This window comes from uncultured Sphingorhabdus sp. (assembly GCF_937872355.1).
Lineage (GTDB): Bacteria > Pseudomonadota > Alphaproteobacteria > Sphingomonadales > Sphingomonadaceae > Sphingorhabdus_B.
Window position 1 is genome coordinate 1 of the sequence record NZ_CALMSV010000078.1, and the last position, 17,243, is coordinate 17,243.

The window sequence follows — 17,243 nt, forward strand, 5'->3', positions numbered from 1 at the left end:
GATTTTCACCAAGTCGGGCATCATGCTCGGCCTCGGCGAGGAGCGGCCCGAAGTTCACCAGGGGATGGACGACCTGCGCTGCGCCGACATCGATTTCCTGACTATGGGGCAATATCTGCAGCCCACCCCCAAACACGCCAAGGTTGCCGAATTCGTGACTCCGCAGGCCTTTGATGCCTATGCTGCTATCGCGCGCGCCAAAGGTTTCCTGCTGGTTGCCGCAACGCCGCTGACGAGGTCAAGCTATCATGCGGGTGACGATTTCGCCAAGATGAAGGCCGCGCGCGAGGCGAAACTCGCTAAAGCGGGTTGACCGGCAAAGCGGGGTAGGGGCATGCCGCATCACCATGAGCGCCGGGCACTGCCTTATAGCGCGGACCAGATGTACGACCTCGTCGTCGATGTCCGCCGTTATGGAGAATTTCTGCCCTGGGTGGCAGCGGTGCGTATCCGGTCAGAAAATGAAACCGAGACCATGGCGGACTTGATTGTCGGTTTCAAATCGCTGCGCGAATCCTTTAGTTCGCGGGTGTTGAAAATGCCGAAATCAAAGGTTGAGGTCGACTATCTTGATGGCCCTCTGCGACATTTGCACAATCAGTGGCTGTTCGAAGAAACAGCTAACGGCTGCATTGTGGATTTCACTGTCGACTTCTCCTTCCACAATCGCATGTTCGAAGCTTTGGCAGGACAGTTTTTCGATCATGCGCTGCGCAAGATGACCGACGCCTTTATTGAGCGAGCCGAAACGCTTTACGGCAAAAGCAGCTGAAGCGCATGCAGCGTTGCGGCTTTGCGGATTTCCGCCCGGCTTTTATCTTCACCAAACTGGATTTTGTCGGCAACGACATCTTCGGGATCTTTCCCTCTTTCCGCAACAGCGAACACGACGGTGCCAACCGGCTTTTGCGGAGTGCCGCCGTCTGGGCCGGCAACGCCGCTTATCGCAACGGCGATATCAGCGCTGCTGCGTTTCAGCGCCCCTTGCGCCATCGCCCAGGCAACAGCGATAGATACGGCACCAAAGGTGTCTATCAATTCTTCGCTGACTTTCAGCGTCTTGATTTTGGCTTCATTCGAATAGGTGACGAATCCGGCCTGCAACACCGCGCTGCTGCCTGGGATTTCGGTGATCGCCCCTGCAACTAGGCCTCCAGTGCAGCTTTCGGCTGTCACGATCATCCGGCCAGCCGCCTTGTTGGTCGCTACGACCTCCTCAGCGAGTTTGTATACGTCCTTGGGCAGCATGCTGTTCACGAACCCGAAGTCTCTGCAGTTGCGACATAGGGGCAGACGGCAAAGTCATCGAGCGGTCGAGCGCTGGATTTATCACTTTCTCCCGCGTCCTTTTTCTTGTCTTTCGAGGCCGCGACCAAAATCGCACCCAGCGTTGAAGCAATATTTTCCGCGGGCAGAGGGGCAATGGCTGTCCAAATATTATTGGCCGCTTCGCATGTCTGGGCGTCTATGCCTTGCGCCAGCAATCCCGGCAACATTCCCTCGACAAAGGGCAAAATGGCAGAGCCAGACATCGGAACAGGAAGCTGGTCTGCCAACATACGGGCAAGAATTTCGCCCGCCGCAACCCTCTCGCGTTCGGCGGAAGAGGCATAGCGCGCGGTCAATTCAGCGGATTGTACCAACAACCCGGCATTTGCGGGCAGGAAAGCCTTGCAGCTTGTCACCGCCTGGCTGTGCAATACGGGCAACAGCGTTACCGCAACGCTCTGAAATTCGCTTTTGCTCATGCAGGGTGTGGCGGCGCTAGCCGCAATTGCGCCCTGATGTGAACCAATCGCGGCAAGAGCGACGGCAGCTGCAAACAGTTTCCTCATTTTAAACCCTTTACTTCACAAGAGTGGCGATTGCCTGCGCAGCAATGCCTTCGCTGCGCCCGGTAAACCCCAATTTTTCAGTCGTCGTTGCTTTTATCGAAACCCGATCGGGCTCGATAGCCGCTATCTCGGCTACCCGTGCTTGCATCGCCTTTTTGTGCGGGCCAATTTTGGGCGCTTCGCAAATGATGGTGACGTCAAGATGCGTCACGCAAAAGCCGGCATCGGATGCCAGTTTGACCGCATGGGCAAGGAACCGGTCCGAACTCGCGCCTTTCCATTGTACATCACTGGGCGGAAAATGATCACCGATATCACCGAGCGCTGCAGCTCCCAGAACCGCATCGGTTAGGGCATGGAGCGCAACGTCAGCATCGCTGTGGCCCTCAAGGCCAAATTCATGCGCTATTCGCAGCCCGCACAACCACAATTCCTCGCCCTTGGCGAGGCGGTGGACGTCATAACCCATGCCAGTGCGGACATCGTGCATCGCTTCCGAATGGACCATCTGGCGTGCAAAGTCATCGGCAAAGGTAAATTTCGTCAGACTTTCATCGCCTTCGATAATCGCGACCTTGAAACCAGCGGCCATCGCCATTCGGGCATCATCCGTGGGGATCTGACCTGTGTTCCAAGCTTTGTGCGCCTTTGAAATGACGTCATGACGGAAAGCCTGGGGTGTCTGAATCCGGAAAAGTTGTGCTCGATCAACGGTTTCGGTCAAAGCGCCCTCGGCGTTACCACGAGACAGACTGTCGACGACGGGAAGAGCGGGAACTGCACCGTCGGATGACGTCAATGCACCGAGAAGGCGGTCGATAATGGTGGAACTAAGAAACGGACGCGCCGCATCGTGGATGAATGTTGAGCCAGTAAAGTTATTTATATCAAGATATTGAATGGCATTATTTACACTATCCCTGCGTTCTGGACCTCCTGCCACGACAATGACGCCATCCAGTCCTTCTAAAGCAGCGGCGGCGAGGGCGTTTTGGCCTGGAGCGACCACGACAATGATCGTTCCAAAAGCAGGATGCGCCCAGAATGCCTCTACGCTGTGTCGCAGCATAGGTTTTCCCCGGACTATCCGGAATTGCTTGGGGATATTGCCGCCAGACCGGCTTCCACTGCCAGCGGCAACAATTATCGCGGCAGCTTTGGGCAGCGGCTCTTCCATGTGCCGCGCCGTAAACGCTGCAGGCTTGCGCGCCAAGGCGAATATCGCTACGGCGCTGCCTAAAATTTAGGCAGTTTTGCGCTGCGCAACGTATTTCGAGACGAAGATGAAACTGAAACCTATCCAGATTGGCCCGCTGGAAATCGCGTGCCCGGTGGTGCTCGCGCCGATGACCGGCGTGACCGACATGCCGTTTCGCACGCTTGTCCGCCGTTTCGGCTCTGGCTTGAACGTTACCGAGATGATCGCCAGCCAGGCGATGATCCGCGAAACGCGCCAGTCGCTGCAAAAGGCGGCCTGGCACATGTCCGAAGAGCCGGTTTCGATGCAGCTTGCCGGCTGCGGCCCCAAGGAAATGGCTGAAGCCGCAAAGCTCAATGAAGATCGCGGCGCGGCGATTATCGACATCAATATGGGCTGCCCGGTCAAAAAGGTGGTGAATGGCGATGCCGGATCGGCGCTGATGCGTGATTTACCGCTCGCTGCCAGCCTTATCGAAGCGACCGTGAAGGCAGTTTCGGTGCCGGTGACGGTCAAAATGCGCATGGGCTGGGATCATGGTAGCCTAAACGCCCCGGAACTCGCGCATATCGCCGAAGATCTGGGCGCGAAGCTGGTCACCGTTCACGGGCGCACGCGCAACCAGATGTACAAGGGGAGCGCCGACTGGGCCTTTGTCCGCAAGGTAAAGGATGCCGTCAAAATTCCTGTCATCGTCAATGGCGACATTTGCTCAATTGAGGATGCCGACAAAGCACTTGAACAAAGCGGCGCCGATGGCGTGATGATCGGCCGCGGTGCTTATGGTAAGCCGTGGCTGCTGGGGCAGGTGATGCATTGGTTCAACACTGGCGAGCGCCGTCCCGACCCGTCAATCGACGTGCAATATGACCTTATCGTCGAACATTATCGCGCGATGATGGAACATTATGGGGAGCAAGTCGGTGTCCCTTGTGCCCGCAAGCATATCGGCTGGTACACCAAAGGGCTGGTCGGTTCGGCGGAGTTTCGCAACATGGTCAACCGCATCGACGATGCGAACCAGGTTCTGGGTGAACTTGCCCGCTTCTACGAACCTTTGTTGATGCGAAATGCCGCCTGAGGCGACGACAATAACGGCCAACCGCCCGCCTGACGGGTTGTTGCTGTCGACCATATCCTTACCGCTACTGCTATCTGGCGCTGACAATCTGATCCTTTTTGCCAATGAGGCAGCGGAGGCCTTTTTCGGCAGAAGCAGTCGTCGTATTATTGGTGAACCAGCCCAGTCGCTGCTGCGCTTTGCCAATGAACGGTTGAACGGCGCAATTGAGGCGCGCGAAAGTGATATCAGCGCCCAGAATATGCGGTTCCAAACACCGGGGGCACAGGCCAACTATGTCGATCTGAACATCTCCACACCGCTGGGCTACCCCGACTGCCGACTTTACATCCTTGTGCCAAGGCAAGCCGACCGCGACCAGATTGGCGAACAGACCGACGGAGGCAAGCAGCAGGCAATGGGTGCACCGGCAATCCTTGGCCATGAGATCAAAAACCCGTTGGCAGGTATCAAAGGTGCAGCCCAATTGCTGGCGCGCAAAGTGGATCCAAAACAGGCTCCACTTACCGATCTGATCGTGCACGAAGTTGACCGGATTGCCCGTCTACTTGACCAGATGCAAAATCTCGGTCGGGTAATGCCAGGCCAGATGCAGGCAGAGAATATTCACGAACTGATCGAGCGCGCGATACGGTCGGTGCGTGCAGCCAACAAGGTCATGCCTGCGATCGATATCAACTATGACCCATCGTTGCCTGATGTGCAGATTGAGGCAGATGCCATGGTGCAGGTTCTCATCAACCTGATCCAGAACGCAATCGACGCACTGGCACACACCGCCGACCCCCAAATTGGCATTTCCACCCGTTTCGTAATGGGGGCAGCTCTTCGGAGCGAGGGTGATAAGGGCGTGCGGTTGCCGGTAGAAGTTACTATCAGCGACAATGGCCCCGGAGTAGCTGCACATATCGAGACGGAGCTATTCTCGCCATTTGTGACGACCAAAAGGGAAGGGCAGGGCCTGGGCCTCGCCATTGTCCGCAAATATCTGTCGCAGATGAACGGTCGCATATCGGTTGAACGCGATACCACCAGTCAACGGACCATATTCCGAATGTTCCTGCCTTTAGCCGAAAGAAAGACCAGCGCATGACTGCCGATAAGGTATTGATTGTTGAGGATGACCTTTCGATAGGCATGGTCGTTCGGTCAGCGCTTGAAGCGGAAGGCATCGAAGTCGATGTGTGCGAAAGCGCGAATGCGCGCGACGCGGCCCTGGCGGGTAACCGCTATGACCTGATGTTGACTGATGTCGTGCTAAAGGACCGAGACGGCATTTCCAGCCTTGAGGATGTGATAGCGCATTCGCCCGACATGCCAATTATCATCATGTCGGCTCAAAACACGCTCGATACAGCTGTACGCGCGAGCGAGATTAACGCTTTTGAATATTTTCCCAAGCCCTTCGATCTGGATGAGCTAGTTCTCGCGGTCAAACAGGGGATTGAGAAACGTCGGGCCGACAATCAAAGTGACAGCGGCACCCTGCTTGAGGCGACTATGCCGATGGTGGGACGCAGCCCGGCGATGCAGGATGTTTATCGCATGGTCGCGCGCCTATTGCGCAACGACCTGACCGCGCTGATCCTTGGCGAATCCGGGACTGGCAAGGAGCTGGTTGCGGAGGCGATCCATAATTTGGGGCATCGCAAGACCGGTCCCTTTGTCGCCGTCAACATGGCGGCCATTCCATCGGAACTGATCGAGGCCGAATTGTTCGGCCACGAAAAAGGTGCCTTCACTGGCGCCGTCGGGCAGGGAATCGGCCGGTTTGAGCAGGCGCAAGGCGGCACATTGTTTCTCGATGAGATCGGCGACATGCCCTATCACGCCCAGACCCGTCTGCTGCGCACGCTGCAAAGCGGCACAATCAGCCGCATCGGTGGCAAAGCAAGCATCCGCCTAGATGTTCGAATTATTGCGGCAACGAACCAGGATCTGGAAGCGCTTATTGCAGAGGGTAAGTTCCGCGAGGATCTGTATTACCGTCTCAACGTTGTTCCGGTGCACCTACCACCACTGCGCGCCCGGCCTGAGGATATCGGACTACTAACGCGCCATTTCCTCAATCTGGCGGCCAGCGAGGGGCTGCCCACCAAGCAGATTGACGAGGACGCTATTTCGCGTCTGACGCAAATGCCATGGCGCGGGAATGTGCGCGAGTTGAAGAACTTTATCTACCGATTGACGCTGACGGCACGCGAGGATTGCATTTCGGAAGCAACGGTGACGCAGATTGCCGGATCGGCAGACGCGGAACCCACGATCGCTGGCGGCATGTGCAGCTTTGAAGCGGCCGTGGCCCAATTCATGGCCGAACAACGGCAGCGCGGGCACGGCAGGGAACGTATTTATCTGCGCGCGCTTGCAGCTTTTGAAAAGCCTTTACTACAGGCCATCATGCAACAGGCTCGCGGAAACCAGTTACAGGCAGCCGCTATGCTGGGGATCAATCGCAACACCTTGCGCAAAAAGCTGAACGATTATGGGCTGGTTGGTACCAAGATAGGTGAAGCGCGTCGCTGATGCGGTCAATCGGTTAATTTCAGTGCCGATTGTGCTTTTCATGCCACTCTTACCGTGGCACAAGTTGCTTAATGGCAACAGTTCAAAAGCCCAAGATTGAATTTGACGGCACGACATCGGCGTCGCGTTGGGTAAAGGCGGTGCGCTGGCTGGGTACGCCGAACATAGTCAAGATTTTGGAAATCGGATCGGCGGCTGTGTTGTTCGTCATGGCGGCGGTGACAGCATGGGTGTCGGTCGGCCAAGGTCCAGAGTCGGAACCACTTTCGCCTCCTATTGCTGCAACGCTACTTGTCACCAATCTGCTTCCCGCAACGACTTTGATGATGCTGGTCGGACGGCGCATTGCTATCAAGCGCGCATCCACAATTGGCGAGAGCGAGGGGCAACTGCATGTCAGGCTGGTAGCTATATTCTCGCTGCTTGCTGCAGTGCCTGCTTTATTACTTTCGATCTTTGCATCGGTATTATTCCAGAGCGGCGTGCAATTCTGGTTTTCGAATTCAGCGCAAGGCATGCTTGAAAATGCAGGCGCGCTCGCCAAGGGTTATTATGAAGAAAAGCTGCGCGATGTCGGCGATGAAACGGTTGCGATGGCGGGTGACATCCGCTTCGCGCTGGACCAAACAGCACGGACCGATCCCCAGTTTCTGAGTTTCTATTATGATCAGGTTTTGCGACGGAAGTTGAGTGAGTCTGCCATAGTGGCTGTCACGCAAAATGGGGCGCAGCAAACATTGGTCGTCGCATCGCCCGAGGAGCGCAAGGGCAACTGGATAAGTGCAAGTGAACTCAAACGCTTGCGGGACGGGCAAGATCAGATTGTAACGGCGCAGCCAGACCGGATTGTCGCGGTCAGTCGATTGTTCGATAAGCCGGAAACTTTCCTTTACGCTAGCCGCACAGTCAGCGTTCCGTCGTTCATGCTCGGCGAAAAGGCGCAGAGCGTGCTGGAAGATTATAAGGCAATGGAATCGCGCTCGCGCAGTCTGCAATTGCAGTTCAACGCTTTGCTTTATGTCGTGTCGCTGCTGATTATCGGCGTTGCAGTATGGGTGGCGCTGTTTGTGGCCGATAGACTTGTTCGCCCAGTGAACAATCTGGTCGATGCGGCGCAACGCATTGCGGATGGAGACCTTAGCATCCGCGTAGAGGAGGAGGGGCTTCGCAAGGACGAAGTCGGCTTCCTCTCACGCTCGTTCAATCGGATGACCGAAAGGCTTCAGTCGCAAACCGAAACTCTGCTGGCTGCGAACCGGCAACTCGATGACCGCCGCGCTTTTATCGAGACCGTCCTGGAGTCCGTGTCTGCCGCAATTGTAAATGTCGACCGGGACGGAACTATACGTTTGGCCAACGGCACCGCAGAACGCCTGCTTTCAAAGGGCGGCAATACTATAGTCGGGCAAAAATTGATCTACGTCGCACCATTTGTGAAGGATCTGCCTGCCGACGGCCGATCGCATGCCATATTGCAGGTCGGCGACGGAACCGAACCACAAACTCTGGCGATCAAGATTTCGGATGGTGAGGGCGGTCAGGTCGTTACTTTTGAAGACATCACTCAACAGTTGTCAGATCAACGCCGTGCCGCCTGGTCCGACGTGGCCCGCCGGATTGCGCATGAAATCAAGAACCCCCTAACACCGATCCAACTGGCAGCCGAACGCCTGCGCCGTCGCTTTGGCAAGCAGATTGACGAGGGCTCAGATGTTTTTGATCAACTGACCGGAACGATCATTCGCCAAGTTGGTGATTTACGCAACATAGCCGATGAATTTTCGTCCTTTGCGCGTATGCCGAAGCCTGTTTTCCGTGACGAGGATATGGGCGACATTGTCGGCCACGCCATATTCCTGTTTGAAGTTGCCAATACGGATATCGAATTTGACTATCAGCCACCGGCAACCCCGCTATCCATGCTCGCAGACCGGCGGCAACTGGGGCAGGCTGTCACGAATATCCTCAAAAATGCAGTCGAATCGATCAAGCAACGTGAGGAGGCATCGCAAGGGCGTGTCGAAGTCCGGATACAAACGGACGATGGGAAATTGTCGGTGCAGATTGCCGATAACGGGATAGGTCTGCCTCCCGAGCGCGACAGGATTGTTGAGCCCTATGTCACAACCAGAGCGACCGGATCGGGGCTGGGGCTAGCGATTGTTCAAAAGATTGTAGAGGAACATCAGGGCACGCTGACTTTTGATGACAATGCCAGCGGCGGCGCAACGGTGACCATGTGCTTCGATCTGCTTCGGCTAGATGCAATGATCACGGGCGGTGTCGGCCGCCAAAGTGAAAAAACAGAATAGGACCGGAAGATGGCACTCGACATACTCATTGTCGACGACGAAGATGATATTCGTGAATTGGTGGCTGGTGTCCTTTCGGATGATGGCTATGACACACGTACAGCAGCGACCGCTGAAGCTGCTCTCGAAGCTTTTGACGACCGCCTGCCTTCGCTGGTTCTGCTCGACGTTTGGCTGCGTGGGTCGAGCATGGACGGGCTCGAACTGCTCAAATTGTTCAAGGCGCGCGATGCCAATGTGCCGGTTATCGTCTTTTCGGGACATGGTAATATCGACACCGCTGTTGCCGCCATTTCTTCAGGCGCTGTTGATTTCCTTGAAAAGCCGTTCGAAGCAGAAAAGCTGCTCCATCTCGTTGCAAGAGCAACCGAAACGCAACGGCTTCGACTGGAGAATGCATCATTAAAGGCGCTGTTGGGGCAGGCTGAAGAGCTGACCGGAACCTCTGCTGCTATTAACGCAGTGCGGGCGACGCTGAAAAAGGTCGCCGGGACCGGCAGTCGCCTTCTAATCACTGGGCCCGCCGGAGTGGGGAAGGAAGTCGCCGCTCGCCTGCTTCACAGCTGGAGCCCGCGGATGGACGATCCATTCATTTCAGTAAGTGCAGCCCGTCTGTCTCCAGATAGGTTCGAAGAGGAATTGTTTGGCGTTGAAGAAAATGGGCAGTTAATCCAAGCCGGCATGCTCGAGCGGGCACATGGCGGAACGCTGTTTCTTGACGAAGTTGCCGATATGCCATGGACAACGCAGGGCAAGATATTGCGCGTGTTGACCGAACAAAGCTTCGTTCGCGTAGGCGGCAGTCGCCCGGTACGCGTCGATGTGCGTTTCGTTTCGGCAACCGCGCGCGACCTGCAGGACGAAATCACGAACGGCCGTTTCCGCGAGGATCTGTTTTATCGGTTGAATGTGGTGCCGGTTGCCATCCCGCCGCTTGCAGAGCGACGAGAGGATATTCCCGCTCTGGCAAGCCATTATGCAGCGCGTTTCGCCGTCGAGCATCGCGTCCCGGCACCAACAATTTCCGAAGATGCCATAGCTGCCTTGCAAGCTTGTGATTGGCCAGGAAATGTCCGGCAATTACGCAATATAATTGAACGGACGATCATTCTGGCGCCTGCGGATCGGCTGCAACAGATTGATGCAGACATGCTCCCCGCCGAAATAAACGGTATCAACCCGGGTTATGGCAGCCAGATAAGTTCGATCATGGGCTCTCCATTGCGCGAGGCGCGCGAAGCCTTTGAACGCGAATATTTGCAGGTTCAGATACGCCGTTTCTCGGGCAATATTTCGAAAACAGCTGCGTTTGTAGGCATGGAGCGGTCCGCGCTCCATCGCAAATTGAAATTGCTGGGCATCGTCGTGCGCAAGAGCAGCGAAGGTGGAGAAGACGAGGACTATTGATGCGCAATGTTGCAACTATGTGAACTGGTGTAGCGCAATTTTCATATTCGCGACGCAAGATTATCATGTTATAGATTGCGAATGCGGCCAATTTGGCGGCTGTGGTATGTTCTCCCGACCCAAAAGCATAATAGGAAAGCATAATGACTGAAAAAAATAACGGCCTCCAGGACCTGTTCCTGAATTCACTCCGCAAATCGAAAACGCCGGTTACGATGTTCCTTGTCAAAGGCGTGAAACTGCAAGGCGTTGTCACCTGGTTTGATAATTTTTCTGTGCTTCTCCGCCGTGATGGCCAATCGCAACTGGTCTACAAGCACAGCATTTCGACAATCATGCCATCGCAATCGCCGGATCGCACGATGTTCGATGCAATGATGTCCAATGTGCAACACCGCCCGGGAATGCTGCAAGACGTGTTTCTCTATGCGATGCTCGACAAGAAAGAGCCGGTTACGACGTTCCTTGTGAACGGCGTAATGTTGCAGGGCTCGATTGCCGCTTACGATCTTTTTTCGCTGCTTCTCGAGCGCGATGGCACAATGCAATTGGTCTACAAACATGCCGTGTCGACCATCCAACCCCTGCGCACGGTCAACCTTGCGGAATACAATAAGGATGCTGACGGAGGGGATGATTGAGCGTCTTCAACCGTAATGAAGACGACGGTTTTTCCCGCGGCACCCCCACTATAATTGCTTATCCCGAATTGCCCGGGACGCCGTCAGGCAATGCAGAGTACCGGCTTGAGGAATCGGTCGGATTAGCCGCAGCCATCGGGCTGGAGGTTATTCAGGCACGCCATTATCGGGTTCGCTCTCCGCGCGCAGCGACGCTGTTGGGTGGGGGGCAGGTCGACGAGCTTGCCCAACTGGTAGAAGATGAATCGGCCGAGCTTTTAATCATAGATGGTGCGTTGACACCGATACAGCAGCGCAATCTGGAAGATCGGGTCAAAGCCAAGGTGATCGATCGGACAGGCTTGATCCTGGAAATTTTTGGCGAACGGGCTGCAACGGCTGAAGGGCGATTGCAGGTAGAGCTGGCACATCTGGACTACCAAGCAGGCCGACTTGTACGCAGTTGGACCCACTTAGAGCGTCAACGTGGTGGTTTCGGGTTTCTCGGTGGACCGGGGGAAACGCAGATTGAAGCTGATAGGCGGATGATTCGAGACCGGATGGCTCGATTGCGCAAAGAGCTGTCACAGGTCCAGCGTACACGCGGTATTCATCGGGCTCGACGGAAAAAGGCTCCTTGGCCCACCATTGCGCTCGTCGGCTATACAAATGCTGGAAAATCCACACTTTTCAATCGCTTGACCAAGGCATCTGTGCTGGCGGAAGACCTGTTGTTTGCAACGCTCGATCCAACAATGCGTCAGGTGAGGCTACCTGGGGTGGAAAAGGCAATCTTGTCGGACACAGTGGGCTTCGTGTCCGACCTACCGACACAGCTTGTGGCAGCCTTTCGAGCTACGCTCGAAGAAGTAACAAGCGCCGACTATATCGTCCATGTGCGCGATATCGCGCATCCATCCACCGAGGCACAACGAACTGATGTGCTGTCAATCCTTCGGGAACTTGGCATCGGGGAGAATGGGGAAGGGGATAGCCCCCCAATTATCGAATTGTGGAACAAATGCGACAAATTGCCTGCCGAAGAAAGGGCGCAACTGTCTGAACTGGCAAAGCGGACGCCCAATTGTTTCCTGATTTCGGCGCAAACGGGTGAGGGCGTTGATCTTTTTGTCGAGCAGCTCGCTGCTCGGATAACGGCGGAAGGAATAGAGCGTGACCTCGTGCTGGATGCCGCGCAGGGTGACGTTTTGGCTTGGCTGCATTCAAAAGGGCAGGTTTGCTCGGTCGAAGAAAAAGACGGAATGCTATTTGTTACCGCCATGCTGACCCCGCGCGGCTGGGGCCAGTATGAAAAGCTTTATCCGGACGTCTAACTTCGTTCGGTAAACTTTACCTGCTGCCAAAGACCTTCCTTGGCATCCAGATCCAGCTTTTCGAATTCACTGCCAGCAATCTGCTCCATGGCCCGGAAGCGTCGTTCAAATTTATGATTTGCGGCCTTTAGGGCATTTTCTGCATCGACGCCGGCCAATCGGCAGACGTTGACCGCAGCGAATAGCAGGTCACCAGCTTCCTCGGCTCTATCCGCGACGGTTGCGGCTTCACGTAGTTCACCGACTTCTTCATCGAGTTTTGCGATTGCGTCTTCAACATTGTCCCAGTCGAAGCCGGTCCGAGATGCTCGTTTTTGCAATTTCTGCGCACGCAGTAACGCAGGCAGCGCATAAGCGACATCGGCAAGTGCCGATGTGTCGGGCGACTTGTTCTGGCGTTCGGCAGCCTTTATCGCTTCCCAATTGGTGACGACCGCGTTGGCGGTGTCCGCTTCGACGCTTCCAAATACGTGCGGGTGGCGACGGATCATCTTGTCGCTGATGCTGTCGATCACATCCTGCAAATTGAATAGATCAGCTTCTTCTGCCATGCGGCTGTGAAACACGACCTGAAGCAACAGGTCGCCAAGTTCATCCTTGAGCGCCGCCATGTCGTTGCGTTCAACAGCGTCGGCGACTTCATAAGCTTCCTCGATCGTATAAGGCACAATCGTCGAGAAATTCTGCTCCAGATCCCACGGACAACCCGACACCGGAGTGCGCAGTTTTGCCATGATTTCCGCCAGCTTTTCGATTGAGGGGGGTGTCATAGCCAATCCATCATTAAGTCCGATAATATATATTATGTTAAATGGAACATTGATCCCGAAGAGGCTAGCTCCCTCAGGGCTTCAGCTCCATCACATCACCCTTCACCGTCCAACTATCAAAGCTATCCAGGAAGTTCATACCGACGACATTGGTGTCGCCGAAATTATCGGCGATGACGACTGAATGATCATCAATCTGCAAATCGCCGATGCGGAATGCGCGAACCTCTCCAAGTTTTGCTTCTATAATGCCGTTGGCCGTTTCCAGTTCGGTTGATCGGCCGTCCAATTCAATTTTAGCTTCTTTGGCTAAAGCAGCACCGACCGCAGTGGTTGATGCACCGCTATCGACCATGAAGTCAGCTTGTATCCCGTTGATCGACGCCCTCAGCCAGAAATGCCCGTCATCCTGACGAACCAGGCGTAAAGTTTCACCTTCAATAGTTTGACGGGGTGCGCCAGTTAGTTCGCCTTTAACGCGGTTCCACATCATCGACAGCTCGGGCCGGAAACTGAAACCGACAAAGACCACAGCAAATATGCCGACCCAGACCAAAATCATCTTAGCATATTGGCTCAGCGGAAGTCGTCTTGCGACCAGTCCGCTGGCAATCACCACCAAAATGATGATGGCGTAGACCGCCTCTGGCGTCGCCAGCCTATCCATTGGGTTTTGCTTTATTGAACAGATTGAAGAAATTTTTCGTACTTGTCCCTGCAAGCCGCTCTACAGAAACGTTTTTCAACTGCGCGAGAAACTGTGCGGTATTGCTGACAAAGGCCGGTTCGCAGGTTTTGCCACGATGCGGAACGGGCGCGAGGAACGGTGAATCGGTTTCAATCAGCAAACGATCGTCCGGAATTGTACGCGCAATATCCTGTAAATCCTTGGCGTTTTTAAAGGTCACGATACCTGAAAGCGAGATATAGAGCCCTAGATCGAGCGCAATCCGGGCGAAATCGGCGCTGGCAGTGAAGCAATGGATTACGCCGGGATAGGGTCCCTGCTCCATTTCCTCGCTCAGGATTTGCGCGGTGTCTTCCTCGGCATCACGCGTGTGGACAATGATCGGCAAAGCGGTTTCACGAGCGGCTATGATATGCTGGCGAAAACAGGCCTTTTGCTGTTCGCGGTCGCTATAATCATAATAATAGTCGAGGCCGGTCTCTCCGATCCCGATAACACGAGGATTTCGGGATTTTTCGATAAGTTTTTCGCTGGTTATTTCACCATGTTGATCGGCTTCATGCGGATGGATACCAACCGACGCCCAAACCCCTAGCTCGCGCTCCGCTAGGCCAATTACGGCATCCCATTCGCTTTCGCGCGTCGAGATATTGAGCATTGTCCCTACCCCCGCCGCGCGGGCGCGTTCGAGTACTTCGCTTTCCTGCTCGACCAGGCCTTTATAATTCAGGTGGCAGTGGGAATCGACGAACATGGCTTATTCTTCCGCCGGGAGTTCCAGTCGTGGAAAGACACCTTGCGGCTGCTCCAGTCTAAAATCGGCTTCGGCGAGCGGCGAGTACCAGTGGCTCTTTATCCTTGCGAAATTACGCAATTCTGGTGCAACTCCCATCGCATCGAGCATTTTACCCGCACCCGCTGGAATGATTGGTGAAATCGCCACAGCCAATTGCGCTATGCAGATATAAAGGGTCGCCAACACCGTTTCCATGCGAGCAGTATCTGTCTTTTTCAAAGCCCATGGCGCTTGTGCATCAATATAGGCGTTGCAGGCACTTACGGCAGTAATCCAGGCTTCAACCGCTTGTGACAGCGCGAGATTTTCAAATGCCGTCGGAATTGTCTCCGAAACCGTATTTCCCACCAGGTCAAACAATGCATTGTCTTCATCGGTGTGCCCGTGGATTGGAGGCAGATAGGCGTCACAATTCTTGAAGATTTGACTGAGGGTTCGCTGTGCCAGATTGCCGAAACTGTTGGCGAGTTCTGCGTTGGAGCGCGTTACAATCGCTTCTTCGCTCCAGCTGCCATCCTGCCCGAAATTGACTTCGCGCAACAGGAAATAGCGGAACTGGTCCACGCCATAGCGTTCCGCCAGCTCGAGAGGATCGGCGGCATTGCCCGCAGATTTACCCATTTTGGCGCCGTCGCGGGCGAGAATGAAGCCGTGACCAAATATTTGTTGCGGTAGTGCTAGGCCTGCTGACAGCAGGAATGCTGGCCAATATACAGCGTGGAAACGGACAATATCCTTGCCGATGATATGGACATTGGCGGGCCAGAAGCGGCTGAAATCACTCTCTTTATCCGGAAAACCGATCCCGGAAAGATAAGTCGTCAGAGCGTCGACCCACACATACATCACATGCCCCGGCGATCCCGGAACGGGTACGCCCCAGTCAAAGCTGGTGCGCGAAACGCTCAAATCCTTCAGCCCTCCCTCGACGAAGCGCAAAACCTCGTTTTTCCGGCTTTCAGGACGTATGAAATCAGGATTGTCGCGGTAATGCGCGAGCAAGGCATCCTGATATTTGGACAGGCGGAAAAACCAGCTTTCCTCGACGGTCCATTCGACGGGCGTGCCTTGGGGGGACAGTTTAACTCCCCCTTCCCCTTCGGTCAGTTCCTCTTCGCCATAATAGGCTTCATCGCGGACTGAATACCAACCTTCATAGCGATCGAGGTAAAGGTCACCGCTTGCCTCCATTGCCTGCCACAGCGCAATGCTGGCTTCGTGGTGCCTTTTATCGCTGGTACGCATGAAGACGTCGTTGGAAATATTAAGTTCCGAACACATGTTTTTGAAATAGGTTGACATTTCATCAGCAAATTCCAGCGTTTCACGCCCTGCGGCGCGCGCTGTCTGATCCATTTTCAGTCCATGTTCGTCGGTACCGGTCACCATCCGGACATCGCGTCCCATCAAGCGCTGGAAACGGGCGATGGCATCGGTGGCAATCGCTTCATAGGCATGGCCAATATGCGGACGGCCATTAGGGTAAGCGATGGCGGTTGTGATGTAATAGGGTTCCGACATGGTCATTTCTGTTTGCAAAAAAGGGGGCCAATTAGCCGCGCTTTTGCAAGCTGGCTAGCAGGTTGCCCATTTGGAGGAGAACCGCCTGTTTATCAAGTGTCAGCCCGATGGCACGCGCAGCAAGTCGGTCGGCTTCGTGAAAGGCATCAACCGCCTTGATGGCCGTCCCTGCATCGAGGGTGCGGCCAATGGTTGCTATTCTGACCGGCACAAAGCGCAGGAACGCCTCATAACTAGCCTGCGCATTTTTCACAGATAAAGTCTCGGCCAATTTGGTGCGCAATTTGTTAGTGGGATCGCCGCTGCGAACAATTTCATCAGCTATGCCCTCTATTGCGCCAAAATCCATTCCGGCAAGCATCATTGCTTGCCCCGGCAACCCTCTGCCAGAACGCACCAGCGCATCGACTTCGTTCGATGAAGCCTGCGGCAACGCCTGCTGCAACGCCTGTCGCATGTCGGCATCGCTCAACGCATCGAAGCGCAGCATCTGGCAGCGCGAGCGGATTGTAGGCAACAGCCGGTCGCTCGCATGGCTGATGAGCATGAAATAAGTCCCTACCGGGGGCTCCTCGAGCGATTTCAGAAGGGCATTCGCCCCTCCCCGCTCCAGATCGTCGGCAGCATCGATGATGACGACGCGCTTCGGCCCCATCGATGGCCGCGTAGTCAGGCTGTGCTGCACGCTGCGGATCTGGTCGATTGCGATGCTGCGCTTGAGCTCTGCATCGGGATCGGCTGCTTCGCCCTCTTTCGGGGCTTCTTTGGGCAGTCGCTGGACCCAAATGATGTCGGGATGGGTGCGGTGTTCGACCATCGAAGCGTAGCGGTTTTCGGGATCGACAAGCATTCGCGCTGCTTCCTGCGCAAAACCGGCCTTCCCTACCCCGCGAGGACCGGCCAAAATCCAGCCATGATGCAGCCGTCCGCTTGCCAAAGCATTGGCGAAGGCGTGAAAATGGGCGTCATGGCCGAATATCCGGGTCATGGCAGAAGGTCTGCAATCTCTGCAATGATGCGCCCCGAAACCTCTTCCGGCGTTCCAAGTGCATCGACCAGTCGAACGCGCTCAGGCTCGGCAATCGCTATATGATGAAAAGCATCGCGAACATGCTGGTGAAAGGCATCGTCGCGCCCTCCGATACGGTCCGTACT

16 protein-coding genes and 1 pseudogene are annotated in these 17,243 nt (G+C 55.2%); 9 read left to right on the forward strand and 8 right to left on the reverse strand.

The genetic code is table 11. The features are described from left to right. Together Q0239_RS04465 and Q0239_RS04470 are read left to right on the forward strand one after the other, a co-directional pair. Positions 1-313 (forward strand): annotated as a pseudogene (locus Q0239_RS04465) (lipoyl synthase); the annotation flags it as partial. Positions 314-334: 21 nt separating this feature from the next. After that, on the forward strand, positions 335-772 hold the full coding sequence (locus tag Q0239_RS04470) for a type II toxin-antitoxin system RatA family toxin (protein WP_298599046.1): 438 nt from the start codon (positions 335-337) through the stop codon (positions 770-772). Here the strand turns inward: Q0239_RS04470 and Q0239_RS04475 are convergent. From Q0239_RS04475 to Q0239_RS04485, 3 genes are read right to left on the reverse strand one after another with little or no spacing between them, the layout of a single operon-like run. Then, positions 754-1,257, reverse strand: a complete 504-nt coding sequence (locus Q0239_RS04475; protein ID WP_298599049.1) for a CinA family protein — start codon at positions 1,255-1,257, stop codon at positions 754-756. The two genes, Q0239_RS04470 and Q0239_RS04475, sit on opposite strands and share 19 nt — an antisense overlap. Further along, positions 1,254-1,835, reverse strand: coding sequence for a hypothetical protein (locus Q0239_RS04480; protein ID WP_298599052.1), 582 nt, complete (start codon positions 1,833-1,835; stop codon positions 1,254-1,256). Before Q0239_RS04480 ends, Q0239_RS04475 begins: the two co-directional genes overlap by 4 nt. Before the next feature lie 10 nt (positions 1,836-1,845). Then, entirely contained in the window at positions 1,846-3,012 is a 1,167-nt protein-coding gene (locus Q0239_RS04485; protein WP_298599054.1) for a bifunctional 2-C-methyl-D-erythritol 4-phosphate cytidylyltransferase/2-C-methyl-D-erythritol 2,4-cyclodiphosphate synthase, read from the reverse strand. A 106-nt stretch (positions 3,013-3,118) separates the two neighbouring features. Here Q0239_RS04485 and dusB point away from each other — a divergent pair, with 106 nt between their 5' ends. The 7 genes from dusB (at position 3,119) to hflX (ending at position 12,313) form a co-directional block, all read left to right on the forward strand. Further along, positions 3,119-4,114: a tRNA dihydrouridine synthase DusB gene (gene dusB, locus Q0239_RS04490; protein ID WP_298599057.1), complete on the forward strand. Its 996-nt coding sequence runs from the start codon at positions 3,119-3,121 to the stop codon at positions 4,112-4,114. After that, complete coding sequence (locus Q0239_RS04495; protein WP_298599059.1) at positions 4,104-5,207, forward strand: ATP-binding protein; 1,104 nt, start codon at positions 4,104-4,106, stop codon at positions 5,205-5,207. The genes dusB and Q0239_RS04495 overlap by 11 nt, the downstream gene beginning before the upstream one ends. Then, complete coding sequence (locus Q0239_RS04500; protein ID WP_298599062.1) at positions 5,204-6,640, forward strand: sigma 54-interacting transcriptional regulator; 1,437 nt, start codon at positions 5,204-5,206, stop codon at positions 6,638-6,640. Before Q0239_RS04495 ends, Q0239_RS04500 begins: the two co-directional genes overlap by 4 nt. Before the next feature lie 71 nt (positions 6,641-6,711). Then, positions 6,712-8,952 carry an ATP-binding protein gene (locus Q0239_RS04505; protein WP_298599065.1) on the forward strand — a complete coding sequence of 747 codons (2,241 nt, stop codon included), beginning with the start codon at positions 6,712-6,714 and terminating at the stop codon, positions 8,950-8,952. A gap of 9 nt (positions 8,953-8,961) precedes the next feature. After that, on the forward strand, positions 8,962-10,359 hold the full coding sequence (locus Q0239_RS04510) for a sigma-54 dependent transcriptional regulator (protein WP_298599068.1): 1,398 nt from the start codon (positions 8,962-8,964) through the stop codon (positions 10,357-10,359). Between the two features lie 143 nt (positions 10,360-10,502). Next, on the forward strand, positions 10,503-11,000 hold the full coding sequence (gene hfq, locus Q0239_RS04515; RefSeq protein ID WP_298599071.1) for an RNA chaperone Hfq: 498 nt from the start codon (positions 10,503-10,505) through the stop codon (positions 10,998-11,000). Beyond that, positions 10,997-12,313 (forward strand): GTPase HflX, encoded by a 1,317-nt coding sequence (gene hflX / locus Q0239_RS04520; RefSeq protein WP_298599074.1) that lies wholly within the window; start codon positions 10,997-10,999, stop codon positions 12,311-12,313. The genes hfq and hflX overlap by 4 nt, the downstream gene beginning before the upstream one ends. Here the strand turns inward: hflX and mazG are convergent. The 5 genes from mazG to Q0239_RS04545 all read right to left on the reverse strand — a co-directional run bounded on the left by mazG (position 12,310) and on the right by Q0239_RS04545 (position 17,076). Then, on the reverse strand, positions 12,310-13,083 hold the full coding sequence (gene mazG / locus Q0239_RS04525; RefSeq protein WP_298599077.1) for a nucleoside triphosphate pyrophosphohydrolase: 774 nt from the start codon (positions 13,081-13,083) through the stop codon (positions 12,310-12,312). The genes hflX and mazG overlap by 4 nt on opposite strands. A gap of 73 nt (positions 13,084-13,156) precedes the next feature. Next, on the reverse strand, positions 13,157-13,804 hold the full coding sequence (locus Q0239_RS04530) for a TIGR02281 family clan AA aspartic protease (RefSeq protein WP_298599080.1): 648 nt from the start codon (positions 13,802-13,804) through the stop codon (positions 13,157-13,159). Further along, positions 13,743-14,525 (reverse strand): TatD family hydrolase, encoded by a 783-nt coding sequence (locus Q0239_RS04535; RefSeq protein WP_298599083.1) that lies wholly within the window; start codon positions 14,523-14,525, stop codon positions 13,743-13,745. The genes Q0239_RS04530 and Q0239_RS04535 overlap by 62 nt, the downstream gene beginning before the upstream one ends. A 3-nt stretch (positions 14,526-14,528) precedes the next feature. Next, positions 14,529-16,088 carry a methionine--tRNA ligase gene (metG, locus tag Q0239_RS04540; RefSeq protein WP_298599089.1) on the reverse strand — a complete coding sequence of 520 codons (1,560 nt, stop codon included), beginning with the start codon at positions 16,086-16,088 and terminating at the stop codon, positions 14,529-14,531. 31 nt (positions 16,089-16,119) lie between these two features. Continuing rightward, entirely contained in the window at positions 16,120-17,076 is a 957-nt protein-coding gene (locus Q0239_RS04545; RefSeq protein ID WP_298599086.1) for a DNA polymerase III subunit delta', read from the reverse strand. Positions 17,077-17,243: the final 167 nt, after the last annotated feature.

What these genes read in the sequence shown, in the direction of transcription:
- Q0239_RS04470 (WP_298599046.1), top strand. Translation starts at nt 335, where the DNA reads ATGCCGCATCACCATGAGCGCCGGGCACTGCCTTATAGCGCGGACCAG.
- Q0239_RS04480 (WP_298599052.1), bottom strand. Translation starts at nt 1,835, where the DNA reads ATGAGGAAACTGTTTGCAGCTGCCGTCGCTCTTGCCGCGATTGGTTCA.
- Q0239_RS04485 (WP_298599054.1), bottom strand. Translation starts at nt 3,012, where the DNA reads ATGGAAGAGCCGCTGCCCAAAGCTGCCGCGATAATTGTTGCCGCTGGC.
- dusB (WP_298599057.1), top strand. Translation starts at nt 3,119, where the DNA reads ATGAAACTGAAACCTATCCAGATTGGCCCGCTGGAAATCGCGTGCCCG.
- Q0239_RS04495 (WP_298599059.1), top strand. Translation starts at nt 4,104, where the DNA reads ATGCCGCCTGAGGCGACGACAATAACGGCCAACCGCCCGCCTGACGGG.
- Q0239_RS04500 (WP_298599062.1), top strand. Translation starts at nt 5,204, where the DNA reads ATGACTGCCGATAAGGTATTGATTGTTGAGGATGACCTTTCGATAGGC.
- Q0239_RS04505 (WP_298599065.1), top strand. Translation starts at nt 6,712, where the DNA reads ATGGCAACAGTTCAAAAGCCCAAGATTGAATTTGACGGCACGACATCG.
- Q0239_RS04510 (WP_298599068.1), top strand. Translation starts at nt 8,962, where the DNA reads ATGGCACTCGACATACTCATTGTCGACGACGAAGATGATATTCGTGAA.
- hfq (WP_298599071.1), top strand. Translation starts at nt 10,503, where the DNA reads ATGACTGAAAAAAATAACGGCCTCCAGGACCTGTTCCTGAATTCACTC.
- mazG (WP_298599077.1), bottom strand. Translation starts at nt 13,083, where the DNA reads ATGACACCCCCCTCAATCGAAAAGCTGGCGGAAATCATGGCAAAACTG.
- Q0239_RS04535 (WP_298599083.1), bottom strand. Translation starts at nt 14,525, where the DNA reads ATGTTCGTCGATTCCCACTGCCACCTGAATTATAAAGGCCTGGTCGAG.
- metG (WP_298599089.1), bottom strand. Translation starts at nt 16,088, where the DNA reads ATGTCGGAACCCTATTACATCACAACCGCCATCGCTTACCCTAATGGC.
- Q0239_RS04545 (WP_298599086.1), bottom strand. Translation starts at nt 17,076, where the DNA reads ATGACCCGGATATTCGGCCATGACGCCCATTTTCACGCCTTCGCCAAT.